11 protein-coding genes are annotated in these 14,795 nt (G+C 69.5%); 8 read left to right on the forward strand and 3 right to left on the reverse strand.

Features of this window, described 5'->3' with window-relative positions:
* The first annotated feature begins 40 nt into the window (after nucleotides 1-40).
* The 3 genes from DKM19_RS26990 to DKM19_RS27000 all read left to right on the forward strand — a co-directional run bounded on the left by DKM19_RS26990 (nucleotide 41) and on the right by DKM19_RS27000 (nucleotide 3,218).
* Nucleotides 41-841: an IclR family transcriptional regulator gene (locus tag DKM19_RS26990; RefSeq protein ID WP_239514486.1), complete on the forward strand. Its 801-nt coding sequence runs from the start codon at nucleotides 41-43 to the stop codon at nucleotides 839-841.
* A gap of 194 nt (nucleotides 842-1,035) precedes the next feature.
* Nucleotides 1,036-1,821, forward strand: coding sequence for a hypothetical protein (locus DKM19_RS26995; RefSeq protein WP_204358253.1), 786 nt, complete (start codon nucleotides 1,036-1,038; stop codon nucleotides 1,819-1,821).
* Between the two features lie 173 nt (nucleotides 1,822-1,994).
* Entirely contained in the window at nucleotides 1,995-3,218 is a 1,224-nt protein-coding gene (locus DKM19_RS27000) for an MFS transporter (RefSeq protein WP_110699292.1), read from the forward strand.
* Between the two features lie 54 nt (nucleotides 3,219-3,272).
* Here DKM19_RS27000 and DKM19_RS27005 read toward each other — a convergent pair whose 3' ends face one another.
* On the reverse strand, nucleotides 3,273-3,983 hold the full coding sequence (locus tag DKM19_RS27005) for an HAD family phosphatase (protein WP_110699294.1): 711 nt from the start codon (nucleotides 3,981-3,983) through the stop codon (nucleotides 3,273-3,275).
* A gap of 198 nt (nucleotides 3,984-4,181) precedes the next feature.
* Between DKM19_RS27005 and DKM19_RS27010 the strand changes: the two genes are divergently transcribed.
* Both DKM19_RS27010 and DKM19_RS27015 read left to right on the forward strand, forming a co-directional pair.
* Nucleotides 4,182-5,255, forward strand: coding sequence for an LLM class flavin-dependent oxidoreductase (locus DKM19_RS27010; RefSeq protein ID WP_110699295.1), 1,074 nt, complete (start codon nucleotides 4,182-4,184; stop codon nucleotides 5,253-5,255).
* A gap of 309 nt (nucleotides 5,256-5,564) precedes the next feature.
* Nucleotides 5,565-6,524, forward strand: a complete 960-nt coding sequence (locus tag DKM19_RS27015) for an endonuclease/exonuclease/phosphatase family protein (protein WP_110699297.1) — start codon at nucleotides 5,565-5,567, stop codon at nucleotides 6,522-6,524.
* 95 nt (nucleotides 6,525-6,619) lie between these two features.
* Here DKM19_RS27015 and DKM19_RS27020 read toward each other — a convergent pair whose 3' ends face one another.
* Together DKM19_RS27020 and DKM19_RS27025 are read right to left on the reverse strand one after the other, a co-directional pair.
* A complete protein-coding gene (locus DKM19_RS27020; protein WP_204358254.1) occupies nucleotides 6,620-8,020 on the reverse strand; it encodes an MFS transporter in 1,401 nt (466 codons plus the stop codon).
* Nucleotides 8,021-8,269: 249 nt separating this feature from the next.
* Nucleotides 8,270-9,943, reverse strand: a complete 1,674-nt coding sequence (locus DKM19_RS27025; protein ID WP_162641799.1) for a thiamine pyrophosphate-binding protein — start codon at nucleotides 9,941-9,943, stop codon at nucleotides 8,270-8,272.
* A 326-nt stretch (nucleotides 9,944-10,269) separates the two neighbouring features.
* Between DKM19_RS27025 and DKM19_RS27030 the strand changes: the two genes are divergently transcribed.
* From DKM19_RS27030 to DKM19_RS27040, 3 genes are all read left to right on the forward strand, one after another.
* Nucleotides 10,270-11,856 (forward strand): class I adenylate-forming enzyme family protein, encoded by a 1,587-nt coding sequence (locus DKM19_RS27030; protein ID WP_110699304.1) that lies wholly within the window; start codon nucleotides 10,270-10,272, stop codon nucleotides 11,854-11,856.
* Nucleotides 11,857-12,027: 171 nt separating this feature from the next.
* Complete coding sequence (locus DKM19_RS27035) at nucleotides 12,028-13,524, forward strand: hypothetical protein (protein ID WP_239513611.1); 1,497 nt, start codon at nucleotides 12,028-12,030, stop codon at nucleotides 13,522-13,524.
* Nucleotides 13,521-14,675, forward strand: a complete 1,155-nt coding sequence (locus DKM19_RS27040; RefSeq protein ID WP_110699306.1) for a hypothetical protein — start codon at nucleotides 13,521-13,523, stop codon at nucleotides 14,673-14,675. The genes DKM19_RS27035 and DKM19_RS27040 overlap by 4 nt, the downstream gene beginning before the upstream one ends.
* The last annotated feature ends 120 nt before the right edge of the window (nucleotides 14,676-14,795 follow it).

Consider the following 14,795-nt stretch of genomic DNA (forward strand, 5'->3'; position numbering starts at 1 on the left):
AGGAAATAGGTTTTCGCCGTAAGGTGGACGGGTGGATCTGATGAAGCCGAAGCTGGAAGACGCCACCCGCAGGGGCACCCAGGCGATCGAACGCGCCATCGCGGTCCTGCGCGCGTTCGAGCGGTCGGCGACCCTCTCCCCCACCGAGATGGCGCAACGGCTCCATCTGTCGGTCAGCACCGCGCACCGCATCATCCGCGCGCTGCACTCCGCGGGGATGCTCGGCCAGGATCCCGTCACCGAGCGCTACCACCTCGGCATCACCACCGCCACGCTGGGCCGCCTGGCCCTGGAGCGACTCGGTGCGACCACGATGCTCCCGGAGCTGGAACGGCTCCGCGACCTGACCGGGGAGGCCGTCAACCTGGGGGTGCGGATCGGCGACGAGGTGGCCGTGCTGCTCCAGGTCCCGTCCCGGCAGCCGCTCCGCTACGAGCAGGAGCCCGGCCAGCGCAACCCGATCCACGTGTGCGCGATGGGCAAGGCGCTCCTGGCGTTCGGCGACCCCCGGGTGGGCATGGAGGAGCCGTTCGCCCGCTACACCGACGCCACGATCACCACCCGCGCGGGGCTGGACGCCGAGCTGGACCTCATCCGTGCCCGCGGCAGCGCCGTCAACCACGAAGAGCGCATCGTCGGCGTGCGGGCCGTCGCCGTACCGATCCGCGACGGCCACGGAAACGTGCTGGCCGCCCTGGCCATCCAGGGCCCCGCCGTACGGCTGGGCGACGACCGGCTCCCCGAGCTGACCGCCGAGCTCGTCGCCACCGCCCAGCGGCTCAGCGTCGGCCACCGCCTCTACGTCACCCCGCCCGCCCACGCCTCGGCGGCCGGCTCATAACCTCGTAACGGAGCGGGTCCCGCCGCCGCGTGTACGCCGACCGGCGTAGTCCGGACGTCACCCTGCGGCCGACGCCGGGCGGCGCGCCCCGTCGCATGATGAACGGGCAGGGAGCCCGGTACGCAGAACCAACGCCGAGACCACGCCTGAGCGCGGGCTTTCGGTGGGCTCCAACCAAGACTCGGGAGCCTGAGATGTCCGCACTGACAACGCCGCGGCTCGCGGCGAGCGGGATCTGGACCCGCGGACGGCGCATCGAGCGGATCTGTTTCGCCCTCGGCGCGGCACTGATCGGGGCGGGGATCTTCCACCTCGCGGTGTTCGCCGTCGACGGCGGCCCGTGGTACGGCCCGGTGTCCTGGCGGAAACCGTTCACTTTCGGGCTCTCCTTCGGCCTGACACTGATCACGGTCGCCTGGGTCGCCTCCTACCTGCGGATCGGTGAACGCCTCCGCGTGATCCTGCTCGGCGTCTTCGCGGCCGACTGTTTTGTGGAGGTCGGCGGGATCACCCTGCAGGCATGGCGGCGCGTGCCGTCGCACATAAACATGGAGACGCCGTTCGACACGGCGGTCTCGATGATGCTCGCGGTTGGCGGTGGCGTGCTCATCGTCATCCTCGGCACCCTGGCCGTAGCCGCGTTCCGTGCGAGCCCGAACCTCGCGCCGAGCATGCGCCTGGCTCTGCGCGCCGGATTCGCAACCCTGGTGATCGGCCTCGTCACCGGCGCGGCGATGATCGCCCGCGGGGTGACGCTGGTCAACACCGGACACCAGCAGCAGGCCTACGACGCCGTCGGTTTCCTCAAGGCCGTCCACGGTGTGAGCCTGCACGGCGTCCTGGTCCTGCCCGCCCTCGCCTGGCTCCTGTCCTTCACGCGTTGGGACGAGAGCCGCCGCACCCGCGCGGTGGCGATCGCGGTGGCGGGCTACGGCCTGGCCATCGCCGCCGCTCTGGCCTACTCCCTGCAGCGTGTCTGAGGCGCGGGGCGGCCCGGGGTGTCGATACAGCGTGCCGCTCCGCGTCCGGCAAGGCCGGGGATCACCACTGACGCGCCCGGCCGACGTCGTGTTCAGGACCGCTCGCTCCGGGATCCGATGGTGAGGTCTCAAACCCGCCAGCCCATCGTCGTGATCGCTGCTGGACTGGGCGCGTGCCCACAACCACCTCCCCCGCCCCCGCGTCCGCCCTGCCGACCCGATCGCCGCTGATCGGTTGGCTGGCCGTTGTCTCCGTGATGCTGGGGATCTTCTCGATCGTCACCGCGGAGATCCTGCCGATCGGCCTGCTGACGTCCATCGGGTCCGGTTTCGACATCTCCGACGGTGCGGCGGGCCTGATGATGACGACCCCCGGCATTCTGGCCGCGATCGCCGCCCCGACGGTCACCGTCGCGACCGGGCGACTCGACCGGCGCCTGATGCTGTGCGCCCTGATGCTCCTTCTGGCCATCGCGAACTTCCTCGCGGCCGCCGCACCGGCCTACTGGGTCATGATGATCTCCCGCGTTCTGGTCGGGCTGGTCATCGGTGGTTTCTGGTCGATCGGCGCCGGCCTCGCCGTGCGGCTGGTGCGAACGGAGCGGGTCGGTACGGCGACCGCGGTGATCTTCTCCGCCGTCCCGCTGGGATCCGTGCTCGGCGTACCCGCGGGCACCCTCATCGGGCACCTCGCGGGCTGGCGGACGGCCTTCGTCGTCATGGGGGTGATGACGGTGGGGGTGTTCCTCGCGCTGATCGTGCTGGTGCCGCCGCTGCCCGCCGTTCAGGTGACGCGGTTGAAGGTTCTTGGCGATCTGTTCCGCAGTGCCGGTGTCCGGGTCGGGCTGGTTCTGACGTTTCTCATAGTGCTAGCCCATTTCGGGACCTACACCTATGTGACCCCTTTCCTGCAGCAGGTCACCCGGGTAAGCCCCGGTCTGATCACCACGTTCCTGCTCGCGTACGGCGTCGCCGGCGTCGTCGGCAATTTCATCGCGGGCGTGACGGTGACACGTAGCCTGCGGGCCACGTTTGTCGTCAGCGGCTGCATGCTCGCCGGTGCGACCCTGCTGCTTCCGGTCCTCGGCGGGGGAGATCTCGGCGCGATCGTGCTGCTCGTCGTGTGGGGGCTGGCCTATGGCGCCGTCCCGGTCTGCTCGCAGACCTGGTTCTCCATCTCCGCCCCCCACGCGCCGGAGGCGGCCTCCATCCTCTTCACCTCATCCTTCCAGGCCACCATCGCCGTCGGAGCCCTGCTCGGAGGTGTCGTGGTGGACGCCGCCTCCCCCTCGACCGTCATGGTGCTCGGCGGAGCGATCGCGACCCTCATGGTGCTGACGATCACTGCCGGCCGAGCCGTACCCGAAGCGGCGTCACCACGTTCGGGTGTGAAGTGACCCGACGTCTGGATCCTCCCCCGCCGACCTGTTAATGCCTGAGTTCCCTCATGCCTAGTCCTCGCTGCCGGCCTTGCGGACGCCGAGTTCGTAGAGGCGGTCGAGCATGTCGGCGGGGTCGGCGTAGACCCGGAAGGCGCCGGCGCGCTCCAGCTCGTCGCGGCCGTAGCCGCCGGACAGCAGGCCGATCCCCAGCGAACCGGCCCGGCGGGCGGCCAGCAGATCCCACACGCTGTCCCCGACGACCATCGCGGCCCTCGGGTCGACCTTGAGCAGGGCGGCCCCGGCGAGGAAGAGGTCGGGGTCGGGCTTGGCGTGGCGCACCTGATCGCGGGTGATCATCGGGGCGTCCTCCGGAAGCTTGAGCATGCCGAGCGCGAGGCGCGCCGTGGCGGCGCGGCCGCTCGTGGCGATCGCCCACGGCACCCCGCGGGCGGTCAGCTCCGAGAGCAGCTCGATCGCCCCGGGCAGGGGGCGCACCGAGTCGGCCTGCTCGGCGTAGGCGGAGGCGTGCGCCTTCTGCAGCTCCTCGATCTGCTCCTGGTTCAGCGACAGGCCCGTCTCCCGGAGCAGCGCGGTGACGAACAGCCCGCCGCTCATCCCGATCCGCCGGTGGATGCGCCAGACCGACAGGTCGATGCCCAGCCCGGCCAGCGCGGAGCGCCAGGCGATCACGTGCTGGTAGACGCTGTCGATCAGCGTGCCGTCGAGGTCGAAGAGGAAGGCAGGCGTAGGCGGATCCGGATATGTCAGTTCCTGGCTCATACCGCCGATTGTCCGGGAGAACCCGCAGGTCACCGGAGGCCGGGTCCCGGAGACCGGACCGGCCGAAGGCCCAGGACCGGATGCCGGGACGGAGGCGAAGGTCCGGTGCCGATACTCGGGGGTGGAGCGGGGGCGAAGGCCGTACCGGCAACCTGGCTAAGCGGAAATAAAGCTCCGCTTAGCCAGGTTGCCCTGGTTATGGCTGAAGACAATATCCGCGGCGTGATTCGCGGCTCCGCCGAGGTTCCCCTGTCGATCCTCGAACTGGCCGTGGTCGGTGCCGGAGTGACCCCCACCGAGACCCTGAAGGCGAGCACCGAGCTCGCCAGGCGAGCGGAGGAGTGGGGATACCACCGGATCTGGGTGGCCGAGCACCATGGCATGCCTTCCGTGGCCAGTTCCTCCCCCGCGGTGCTGATCGCCCACCTGGCGGCCGCGACCAAGAGCATCCGGCTGGGATCGGGTGGCGTGATGCTTCCCAACCACGCTCCGTTGATCATCGCCGAGCAGTTCGGCACCCTGCACGCGCTGCATCCCGGCCGCATCGACCTCGGGCTCGGCCGGGCCCCCGGGACCGATCCCGCCACGATGCGGGCGCTGCGCCGGCACGGCCAGGACGCCGACGACTTTCCCCAGCAGCTGGCCGAGCTGACCGCCTTCCTGGACGGCGCGTTCCCCGCGGGCCACCAGCTGGAGAGGGTCGTCGCCACCCCCCGCTCGCCCGAGTCGGGACGCCCGCCGATCTGGCTTCTGGGCTCCAGCGGCTTCAGCGCCCAGCTCGCCGGCATGCTCGGCCTGCCGTTCGCGTTCGCCCATCACTTCAGCGCCGCCAACACCGTTCCCGCCCTGGATCTGTACCGGTCGTCCTTCCAGCCCTCCAACGTGCTCGACCGCCCGTACTCGATGATCGGTGTCTCCGCCGTCGCCGCGGACACGTCCGAGCAGGCGCTCCGCATGGCCCGCTCGGGAGGGCTGTCCATGATCCGCCTGCGCCGTGGAGCTCCCCAGCCGGTTCCCACGCCGGAGGAGGCCGAGGCCTACCGGTACAGCTCGATCGAGGAGGACTTCCTCCGCGACTACCTGTCCAACGTGGTGTACGGCGACGCCGCCGAGGTGCGGGACGGGCTGGAGGAGCTGCGCAAGCGCACCGGGGTCGACGAGCTGATGATCACCACGATGGTCCACAGCCCCACGGACCGGATCCGCTCCTACGAGCTGGTCGCCCAGGTCTACGACCTCCCCGGAGCCTCCGGCGAGCGCCCCGCGTCCTGAGCCGGAACCTCTGACGGAACGGGGCCCCGCCGCTCTGGGGCAGAACCTCCGACAAACGGGCCCCGCCGTTCCGCGGTGACGAGCGCTCGCCGCCCTGAGGCGGAATCTCCGACGAACGGGGTCCCGCAGTTCTGTGACGGGGCCCCTGGTGAGTGATCGCAGCCCTGATACGGCCCCCCGCCGGGGCATCCACCGCCCTGGAGGCCTTGTCGATCACCGCGTGCCGCCCCTGACGCCTCCTCGCATATGTGCGGATAACACCACCAATCTCCACAGAATCTGCACGGGAGGCCGCTACGCTCCCGGTTCATGATCAGATCAAGATGGCTGAGCCTGCTGGTCTGGCTGGTGGTGGCGCCGTTCGCGGCGTGGGCGGTGCTCAGGGTCGGTGGCTGGACACCGGTGTGGCAGTGGATCGCGCTGGTGGCGTTCACGCCGTACGTCGCGGCGGCCTCGGTGGTGGCCCTGATCCTGGCCCTGGGGCTGCGCCGCCGGGTGGCGGCGGCCGTCGCCCTGATCGCGAGTGTGGCGCTGGCGGTGACCGTACTCCCCCGGCACTTCGGCGACGGTGACCAGCCCGCCGCGGACGGGCGGCTCCGGGTGCTCGCCGCGAATCTGGCCGTGGGCGCGGGCGACACCGAGGCCCTGATGACGCTCGTTCGGACCCTCGATCCGGACGTGCTGACCCTTCAGGAGCTCACGCCCGCCGCGCGCGGGCGCCTGGACAAGGCGGGACTGCGCAAGACAATGCCCCATGTCGTCGACCGCGCGGTCGAAGGGGTGTCGGGGTCGGGCATCTACTCCAAATACCCCCTCACCGAGAAACCGCTGATCGCGCTGGGCAGGTTCCGGCAGGCGCGAGGGGTGCTCAAGCACCCGAGCGGCCACGAGATCGAGGTCGTCTCCGTCCACCCCTGCGCGCCGCGCGACGGCTCCAGGGCGCCGTGCTGGGCCGGCGGGCTCCGGGCGCTGCCCAGGGCGGGTGGGCAGCTGCGGGTGCTCGCCGGCGACTTCAACGCCACCCTCGACCACAGCCCGATGAACGACCTGCTCGGCAGCGGCTACCACGACGCGGCCGACGCCACCGGGAACGGCCTGACGGCCACCTGGCCGCAGCAGAGCTGGGAGTCCGTTCCCGGTGTGACGATCGATCATGTGCTGGCCGACTCAAGAATGGCGATCAAGGCCTACGGCGTCCACGCCCTGCCGGACACCGATCACAGCCCGATCTTCGCCGAACTCGGCCTGCCCCGGTTCACGGGCCGCTGAGATCGACGCGGCCCGTCTCCGTTCGGGGGCACCGAGATCAGTGCGATCCGCTCCCCGTTCACGGGCCGCCGCGACCCATGCGTGCGGCCCCCGGTTCATGGGCCACCTGGATCAGTGCGGTTCACCTCCATCCGCAGGTCGCCGAAACCGGTACGGTCCGCCTCCATACGCGAGCCGCTGAGATCGGTATGGTCCGCCTCCCTCTGCGGGCCGCCGAGATCGGTGTGGTTCACCTCCATCCGCGAGCCGCCGAGATCGGTGCGGGCGGCCGCTCTCCGCGAACGGAACCCCCCGAAAAACAGAACGAGGGCGACAACGGCGTACGGCACCGCGGAGACGGCGAAGATCGTGGAGTTCCCGGTCACCGTCGAGGCCGCGGCGTAGCCGCCGTAGAAGAGGATGGCGATCACGTCGACGCCCAGCCCCGCCAGCGAGGTCACGGTCGCGCGGGCCGGTCCCGTGATGCTCTGCTGTAGCCGCACGGCGGTCAGCACGCTCGCCATCTGGAAGGCGCAGAACGCCGCCGCGATGACGAAGAACCCCACCGCGAGCCCGCTGACCGCTCCCACGGCGAGCGCCAGCGCCCCGAATCCGAGGATTCCGGCGAGTTTCCGGTCCGTGAAGCGCCGCCCGGTCGCCGCGAGCACACCGCCGATCGCGGTTCCGGCGGAGACAAGCAGCAGCAGGAGCGGTACGACGTGCTCGGTGACGCCGGTGTCGACCGCGAGCAGGGGAACGTACTCCTCCAGCGCCCCCCACAGGGCCGTCACCACGGCCACCAGCAGCAGCGCCCGCCGTATCGACCTGCCCGCGCGCACCTCCCGCAGCCCGTCTCGCAGGATCGCGGCGTAGCCGCCCGGTGACGTCTCCTCCTCTCCCTCCTCGGTCTTCCCACCCCGCTCGCGATGCTCGGGAAAGGTCGTCGCGACCGCCGTGGCGAGCACGCATGACAGGACGCTGGCGGCGCCGACCAGCGGGTAGCCGCCCAGGGCGAACAGCGGGGCGGCCACGGCCATGGACGCCATGACGGCGGCGGTGGCGATCGCGTGGGCGCGACCGGTGATCGCGGCGTAGCGGTCGGCGGCGCCCAGGCGGTCGAGCTCGGTGTAGACCAGCGCCTCCGTCGCGCCCGACTGGAGCGCCCCCGAGGTGCCCCACAGGACGAAGCCCGCGGCGAACACCCAGTAGGAGGGGGCCACGACCCACAGGGCGAAGCCCGCCGCGGCCAGCAGCGGCGCGAGGGCGAGCAACCGGCGCCGCGAGACGACGTCGGCCCACACTCCGGAGGGGACCTCCGTCACGATGGCGGTGACCGACCAGATCACCAGGAGTGAGGAGATCTCCGCGGTCGACAGGCCCGTATCGACGAACAGCAGCGCATAGAACGGATAGAGCAGGATGAATTCATCGAAAAAGGTGTAGGCGTAGAACGTCGCGGCCAGGCGCTTCGCGCGCGCGTCCTGTGTGTCGGGCGCACGGAGAAAAGAGATGTTCATGAGGTCCTTCTCACGGGGACTGTGCGGACTCGGGATGCTCGGCATCTCCGGGGGGTCCGCGGCAGCGTGTCCCGCCTCGACCTCTGGTTGTGGATCAATGTCGCCAGGTCATGACGCCGACTTTACAAGCGACCCGCCCGCCCTGTCTCGCCCTTATCGGGATGAGAAGTTCGGCTCCGCGATCGGCCGGGGGCGGATCGCCGTGGTCACAGCGCCAACCGGCCATACGAAGACCACAAAGGATCGAGGCTATGTCACGTATTCAGTGAATGCGGCTGTTGTGGCTCGGGCGCGCCAGTCGGTGACGACGTTGACGAGCGCCGGCCGGCCCGAGTCGACCTCGGCCATGGCGCGCTCCAGGGCCGGTCGGATGTCATCCGGCTTCTCGACGTATTCGCCGTATCCGCCGAGTGCCTCCGCCATCTTGTCGAAGCGGGTGTAGCCGAGCTCGCGCCCCGGCCGCTCTTTCTCGGGGTCTCCCGTCCAGCCGCCGTTGAGACTGATGACGACAAGGATCGGCAGTTCGCACCGGACCGCGGTGTCGAACTCCATCGCGTTCATACCGAACGATCCATCCCCGTGGAGCACGATGACCGGCCTGTCCGGGCAGGCCACCTTCGCCCCCAGGCCGAGCGGCAGGCCCACGCCCATCGTGCCGAATGTTCCTGAATTCAGTCGATGTCGTGGCACGTAGGTTGGAATGACCTGCCTGCCATAATTGAGGATTTCCTGGCCGTCGACGCAGAGAATGACCTCGCGGTCCATGAAATCACGCAGCTCGCGGCAGAGCCGGAGCGGATGGATCGGCACGGCGTCGTCGGCGAGCGTTCTTTCGTGTTCGGCGAGCTTGGATCCGTTCTGCTCCGCCAACCGGTCGCGCCAGGCGGCGAAGTTCTTCCGGGTGACGCGGCTGCGGATGGCGCCCGTCAGCTGCGTCAGGGCGGTCCTCGCGTCGGCGACCACACCCACGTCCAGCCGGCGGGGGCTGGTCGCGATCTCCTCGGCGCTGATGTCGATACGGGCGATCTTCGCGTCGGCGCCGAACCGGGGCGGGGAGGCATGACCGATGATGTAGTTCATGCGCGTCCCGACGATGAGGATCAGGTCCGCTTCGCGGAAGGCCGTGGAGCGAACCGCCGGATAGCAGAGTTCGTGATCTTCCGGGATCGCACCCCGGCCCTGCGGCGTCGTGTAGAACGGGATTCCGGCGGCCTCGACGAACGTCTGAAGCTCGGCCTCCGCCTCGGACCACAGGACGCCCATGCCGGACACGACGACGGGTCTCTCCGCCTCCGCGAGCAGGTCGGTGAGCGCCCGGACCTCGGCGGGAGCGGCGGCCGGGCGCGGTCGCCCGGCCGGGTCCCAGGGTGCGGGCCATTCGACCCTCTCCTCGTCGACCTCCGCGAACAGCACGTCGGCCGGCAGGTCGAGATAGACGGGTCCGGGCTTCCCGCTCATCGCCTCGCGGATCGCACGGTCGAGAAGCTCGGGGATTCGCTCGGGACGGTGAACCCGATCAGACCACTTGGTGCAGGGCGCGAGCATCGCCAGCTGGTCGATTTCCTGAAACGTTCCCCTGTGGCTCTGCGACTCCGGTGAGGACCCGCCCAGCGCCACCACGGGTGTGCAGTCGGCGAAGGCGTGCGCGACCCCGGTGATCAGGTTGGTCGTTCCGGGCCCCGAGGCCGCCATGCAGACGCCGGGGCGGTTGAGCAGCCTCGCGTAGGCGTGGGCGGCCATCGCCGCGGCCTGCTCGTGCCGTACGTCGATGCCCCGCAGGCCGAGCGCCAGGGCGGCGGACTCGACCGACAACATTGGCGCACCCATAATGTAGAAGAAAGTGTCGACGCCCTGTTTCTGCAATGCGCGTGCGACCAGATCAGAACCGGTTAATGCCATTGATATCAGCCTCCACCCGATCAACTCCGTCGCCGGTCATCTGCGGCCGATCAGGCTTCCATGATACATTGGAGGGCCAAGATCATAATTTACGGAAGACGCTCAGTCATTATATGGACCGCCAATGACGGCCGATCCTTTTGACAACCGGATATCGCTTTCCCGTCTGCATTACGACATCGCTTTCTGCCGGTCCGGGCGGCGATCTCCTCCAGCGTCCCGTTGCCGGCCTCGCGTTCCGTTCTGGCTTCGGGAGGTAAAAGCGCGGCAAGGCGGAACGGGTCCGGCGATACGATGTTTTTGCCCGCCGGCGGAGCACACCAGAGAGAATCCGAACGCGGGAGGGTCGCATGGGTGATCTCCTCAATATCGGCGAAGTTCTCACGGCGAACGCCAGGTTCTTTCCGAAAAAGGTCGGCATTCGCGACCTGGAAAGAACTCTGACGTTCTTCCAGTGGAACGCGCGCTCCTGCCGGCTCGCCAATGCGCTTCTCGGGCTCGGCCTGCGAAAAGGCGACCGGGTGGCCGTCCTCGCCTTCAACTGCCTGGAGTGGGCGGAGATCTACGCCGCGACCGCGAAGGCGGGCCTGGTGGCCGTTCCCGTCAATTTCCGTCTTCTCGGGCCGGAGATCCGCTACATCGTCGAGAACTGCGAGGCCGCCGCCCTCATCGTTCAGGACGACCTCGTGGGCTCGGTCGAGGAGATCCGGTCCGAGCTCCCGATCGCGCCGCGCAACTACATCCATTTCGGCCGGAGCGTCTGCCCGCCGGGCTACCGGGGTTATGAGGACCTTCTCGCCGCGGCCCGGGACGGCGAGCCGCGCGTCCCGGTGCGTCCCGAGGATCCGTGGACGCTGATGTACACCTCCGGCACGACGGGGAAACCCAAGGGCGCCATCCGCAGCCACAGGGGCATCGCCCTGCTGTCCTTCACGACGGACATCGAGCTGAGCCTCCGCAGGGACGACAGCGCGCTGCTGGTGATGCCGATGTTCCACGCGAACTCGCTCTACTTCTTCAGCGCCTTCACCTGCCGCGGGGCCGCCTGCTCGATCTACAGCAGGAACAGCCTCGATCCCGAGCACCTGGTGCGGACGCTCGCCGAGGACGGGGCGACCTTCACGTCACTCGTGCCGACGCACTACGTCATGATGCTCGACCTCCCCGCGTCCGTCCGTGAGAAACACAACGTCGACCGGGTCAGCAAGTTGATGATCTCCTCGGCGCCCGCATCCCGCGAGACGAAGCTGGAGACCATGGAGTTTTTCAGGAACTCCGGTCTGTTCGAGCTCTACGGGTCGACGGAGGCGGGCTTCGTGACGATGCTCCATCCCGACGAGCAGTTCACCAAGCTCGGCTCGGTCGGCCGCGAATACGTCGGCTCGGCACCCATCAGGCTGCTCGACCCGGATGGCGACGAGGTCGCCGACGGCGACGTCGGCGAGTTGTACTCGTGCAATCCCCACACGTTCGACGGCTACTGGCGGCTGCCGGAGAAGACGGCGGAGGCGTTCAGGGGCGAATACTGCACGGTCGGCGACATGGCCCGTCGCGACGCGGACGGATACATCCATCTCGTCGACCGCAAGAGCAACATGATCATCTCCGGGGGCGAGAACATCTACCCCTCCGAGGTGGAGGCCCTGCTCCGCTCCAATCCGAAGGTGAAGGACGTGGCCGTCATCGGCGTCCCCGACCCCAAATGGGGCGAGCGCGTGCACGCCGTCGTCATCCTGCGCGACGCGGCGTCGTCCTCGCCCGACGAGCTGCTGGCCTGGTGCAAGGACCGCATCGCCGGATACAAACGGCCGCGATCGCTTTCGATCATCCGCGAGGAGGAGATGCCCAGGACCGCCACGGGCAAAGTCCTGTATCGCGAGCTGAAAGCCGGGTTCGCGGCGCTCCCTGACGTCCGGAACTCCCGGTCCTCGAGGTGAACCGGTGGCGGCCCCTGACGTTTCCGGCCGGCGTGCCGCGTTCGCGCACCGCCGAGGCCGGACCGCCGCAGGTGGCGGGAAATAAGGCAGAAAAAGATGATATGCCGGTGCTACTCTTCCGGAGCCGACCGCGGGACTCCGGTGCGACTTCCGGAACCCGCCTGTGAAGCGATGATTCGCAGTTCGTGCCCCCATTCCCCGGTCGGCTCCCAGATCAACCCGGAGACGGAGATCAAGGCTCACCTCGAGACCATGGCGGATCTGATAGCCGCCGACGACGTCCTGCTGTTCGTGAACGCGGCGATCACCTCCACGGGCCAGCGTGAGTTCCACTCCGGTGCGGGCGAGCAGGGCCTCTCGCTGGACTTCCTGCATCGCTACCTGCTGGGCAACTACCGCGACCTGTACGCGGCCACCCTCGCCCTGGACGTCAACGACCACAACGCCGTACTGATCGCCCGGAACCTGCTGGCCACGAGCGCGGAGGCGGACCCGGACCAGCGTCGCGCCGAGGGGCGCCTGATCGCCCGGCGGCTGGCCCTGCTGCCACCGCCCCGGGTGTACGGGCTGTTCCGCGAACTGCGCCGCGCCAAGGTCAACAACCGGCGTACAAGAGCGATCATGCGGGACTGGCTGGCCGCCCGTCCCGACCTCGCGTTCGACGCGGTGAAATACCGCGCCGCCGTCAAGGACGCCGTCCGCCATGCCCACCTGAGGCCGGGTGGAGAGCTGGGGCCGTTCCTGTTCACCCCGCACCGACCGGCCGCCTACACCACCCCGATCCTGGAGACCTGGCGGCGGGCCCACTACGAGCAGGCCGCGCTGTACAGGCTGCCCTACACGGTGGCGGAGGGGTTCGCGGCGAAGCACCACATCGCACGCGCCGCGTTCCTGGAGCGCATCGCGCCCCGGCTCACCCGGCTGGAGCGCCTGCGCCTGCAGGAGTCGGCGCGCACTCTGGGGGCTGACGCGGTGCGGGCAGACCTGGCCACGATGCCGCTGACCCGGTTGGCGTCATACGTACTCGCTCTCTCACCGGACGATCGCGTGCACCGCCGCGCCGAGCTGACGGCGGCGCTGCGCACGGCCGCTCGGCGCAGCGCGGGTGACCAGGCCGGGCGCTGGGGCGCGGTGGTCGCCGTCCTCGACGACAGCTTCTCCTCGTACGGCTCGGGGCACAAGCGCCGCCGTCCGCTCGCCGTCGCGCTCGCCTGCCATTTCCTTCTGGAGGCGCTGGCCTCCGAGTACACACCGCTGTGGCTTTCCGGCCGCTCGGACGCACTGCTCGCCCGGCCGTACGGGGCGACACCGCTCGGCGAACGCATCCTCGACGGCCTCGACCTCCGGCCCGAGCGCCTTCTCATCGTCTCCGACGGATGGGACAACTCACCGCCGGGGCTCGCGGGAGAGGTGCTGCGGATCTGGCGCACCCGGCTCGACCCCCACCACACCTGCGCCATCGTGCACCTCAACCCGGTGTACGACGCCGCCGACTTCGACGTACGGCGGCTGGCGCCCACCGTCCCGACCGCCGGGATCCGCGACGCCGAGAGCCTGGTCGCCCTGGTGGAACTGGCTCGGTTCGCGGAGGGGCGCACCGGGCTCTTCGAACTACATGCCCACCTGGCACGCCGCATCGAGGAGTTCCTGCGGGAGGACGACGCATGACGGATCTCGCCCTCACCGGGCTGCTCACCCGCCCCGCGCAGGCATGGGGCGGCGTACGGCTCGTCCCGCTGATCCGCGAGCAGCCGATCGAGGACCTGCGGCTCGACGTCCGGCTCTACGACGCGGAGTTCGGCGTTGTGAAGGTGGACTCGCGGACCGTGTACTCCTCCTACATCCCTCACGGGTTCGTGGCGAACTGGACGAGTGACGCCACCCCCGCCGCGGCGTACGGAACCCAGCTGCGGGGACCGGCGGAGCGTGACCGCACGCCCAGCCGGATGCCGCTGCGGTTCCACCGCCGTATGGCTCGCCGTGCCGACAAGAACCGGCTGCGTTTCCTGCCCCTGCACCTGGCGCTCGAGGGGTACCTGGCACTGCACTTCGGCGGACCGGAGATCGCGTGGGAGGAATGGTCACGCCGCGCGATCAACCGCGGGCTCTCCCCCCGCGTCGAGGAGGCGTACACCGGCGCGGCGGTCAGAGGCCTGCAGGACGCCCTTCGCGTCTTCGAGATCCACCCCGGCCAGTGCGGCGTCCTGGTCTACGCCGCGGACGCGCTCGCCGCCGCGTTCGTGGTACCGCACCCCGATGACTACCGTGCCCTGCACTCCACCCTCATCCATGACCTGTACGGCGAGCTGATCTACCACTACGCGATGCTCAGCATGCCGGTAGCCGATTTCCACGCCCGCATCGCGGACGCGACGGTACGGTCGCTCGCCGATCTGCGCGCCCGGGCCCGTCAGCAGCAACAGGAGTGGGCGGCCTTCCACGACCAGGTCATGGCGGGCGGGCTGCTGGGCACCGGCTACACCTATCAGCGCGTCTACGACATGGGCGACTACCGCCTGTCCCGCTTCCTGCCGCCCTTCGAACGGCAGCGCGAGAACCACATCGGCGAGCTCATCACCGACGGCACCGGCCGGCTCGCGTACCTCAAAACGTTCCGTCTGTCGGAGAACCAGGTTCGCCGCGGCCATCTGCTGACCCAGCTCGCCGCCGCCGACTGGAACCTCGCCGACACCGCCGCCGCACTCGGCGTGACCGAGCCCCAACTCGGCCTGCGCATCAACGCCGCGGGCTTCGGCCACCTTCTTCGCCAGGACGTCCTTGACCGCTACCGCGCTCAGGCCCGCCCCGGTCGCCGGTGACCCTCGATCCGACGGCTCGATCGGCTCACTGGTCGCGGACCGGAATCGGCTCAAAGCGGTGGCGTCGCAGTCTGGAGCGGGTGGGTGTTACCTCCGTCGACCTCCCGATCGTCGGAAATC

The sequence above is a fragment of the Streptosporangium sp. 'caverna' genome, assembly GCF_003203775.1.
In the GTDB taxonomy this organism is placed as follows: domain Bacteria; phylum Actinomycetota; class Actinomycetes; order Streptosporangiales; family Streptosporangiaceae; genus Streptosporangium; species Streptosporangium subroseum.

Coding starts and splice junctions, on each gene's coding strand:
- DKM19_RS26990 (WP_239514486.1), top strand. CDS start 41: ATGAAGCCGAAGCTGGAAGACGCCACCCGCAGGGGCACCCAGGCGATC.
- DKM19_RS26995 (WP_204358253.1), top strand. CDS start 1,036: ATGTCCGCACTGACAACGCCGCGGCTCGCGGCGAGCGGGATCTGGACC.
- DKM19_RS27005 (WP_110699294.1), bottom strand. CDS start 3,983: ATGAGCCAGGAACTGACATATCCGGATCCGCCTACGCCTGCCTTCCTC.
- DKM19_RS27010 (WP_110699295.1), top strand. CDS start 4,182: ATGGCTGAAGACAATATCCGCGGCGTGATTCGCGGCTCCGCCGAGGTT.
- DKM19_RS27015 (WP_110699297.1), top strand. CDS start 5,565: ATGATCAGATCAAGATGGCTGAGCCTGCTGGTCTGGCTGGTGGTGGCG.
- DKM19_RS27020 (WP_204358254.1), bottom strand. CDS start 8,020: ATGAACATCTCTTTTCTCCGTGCGCCCGACACACAGGACGCGCGCGCG.
- DKM19_RS27030 (WP_110699304.1), top strand. CDS start 10,270: ATGGGTGATCTCCTCAATATCGGCGAAGTTCTCACGGCGAACGCCAGG.
- DKM19_RS27035 (WP_239513611.1), top strand. CDS start 12,028: ATGATTCGCAGTTCGTGCCCCCATTCCCCGGTCGGCTCCCAGATCAAC.
- DKM19_RS27040 (WP_110699306.1), top strand. CDS start 13,521: ATGACGGATCTCGCCCTCACCGGGCTGCTCACCCGCCCCGCGCAGGCA.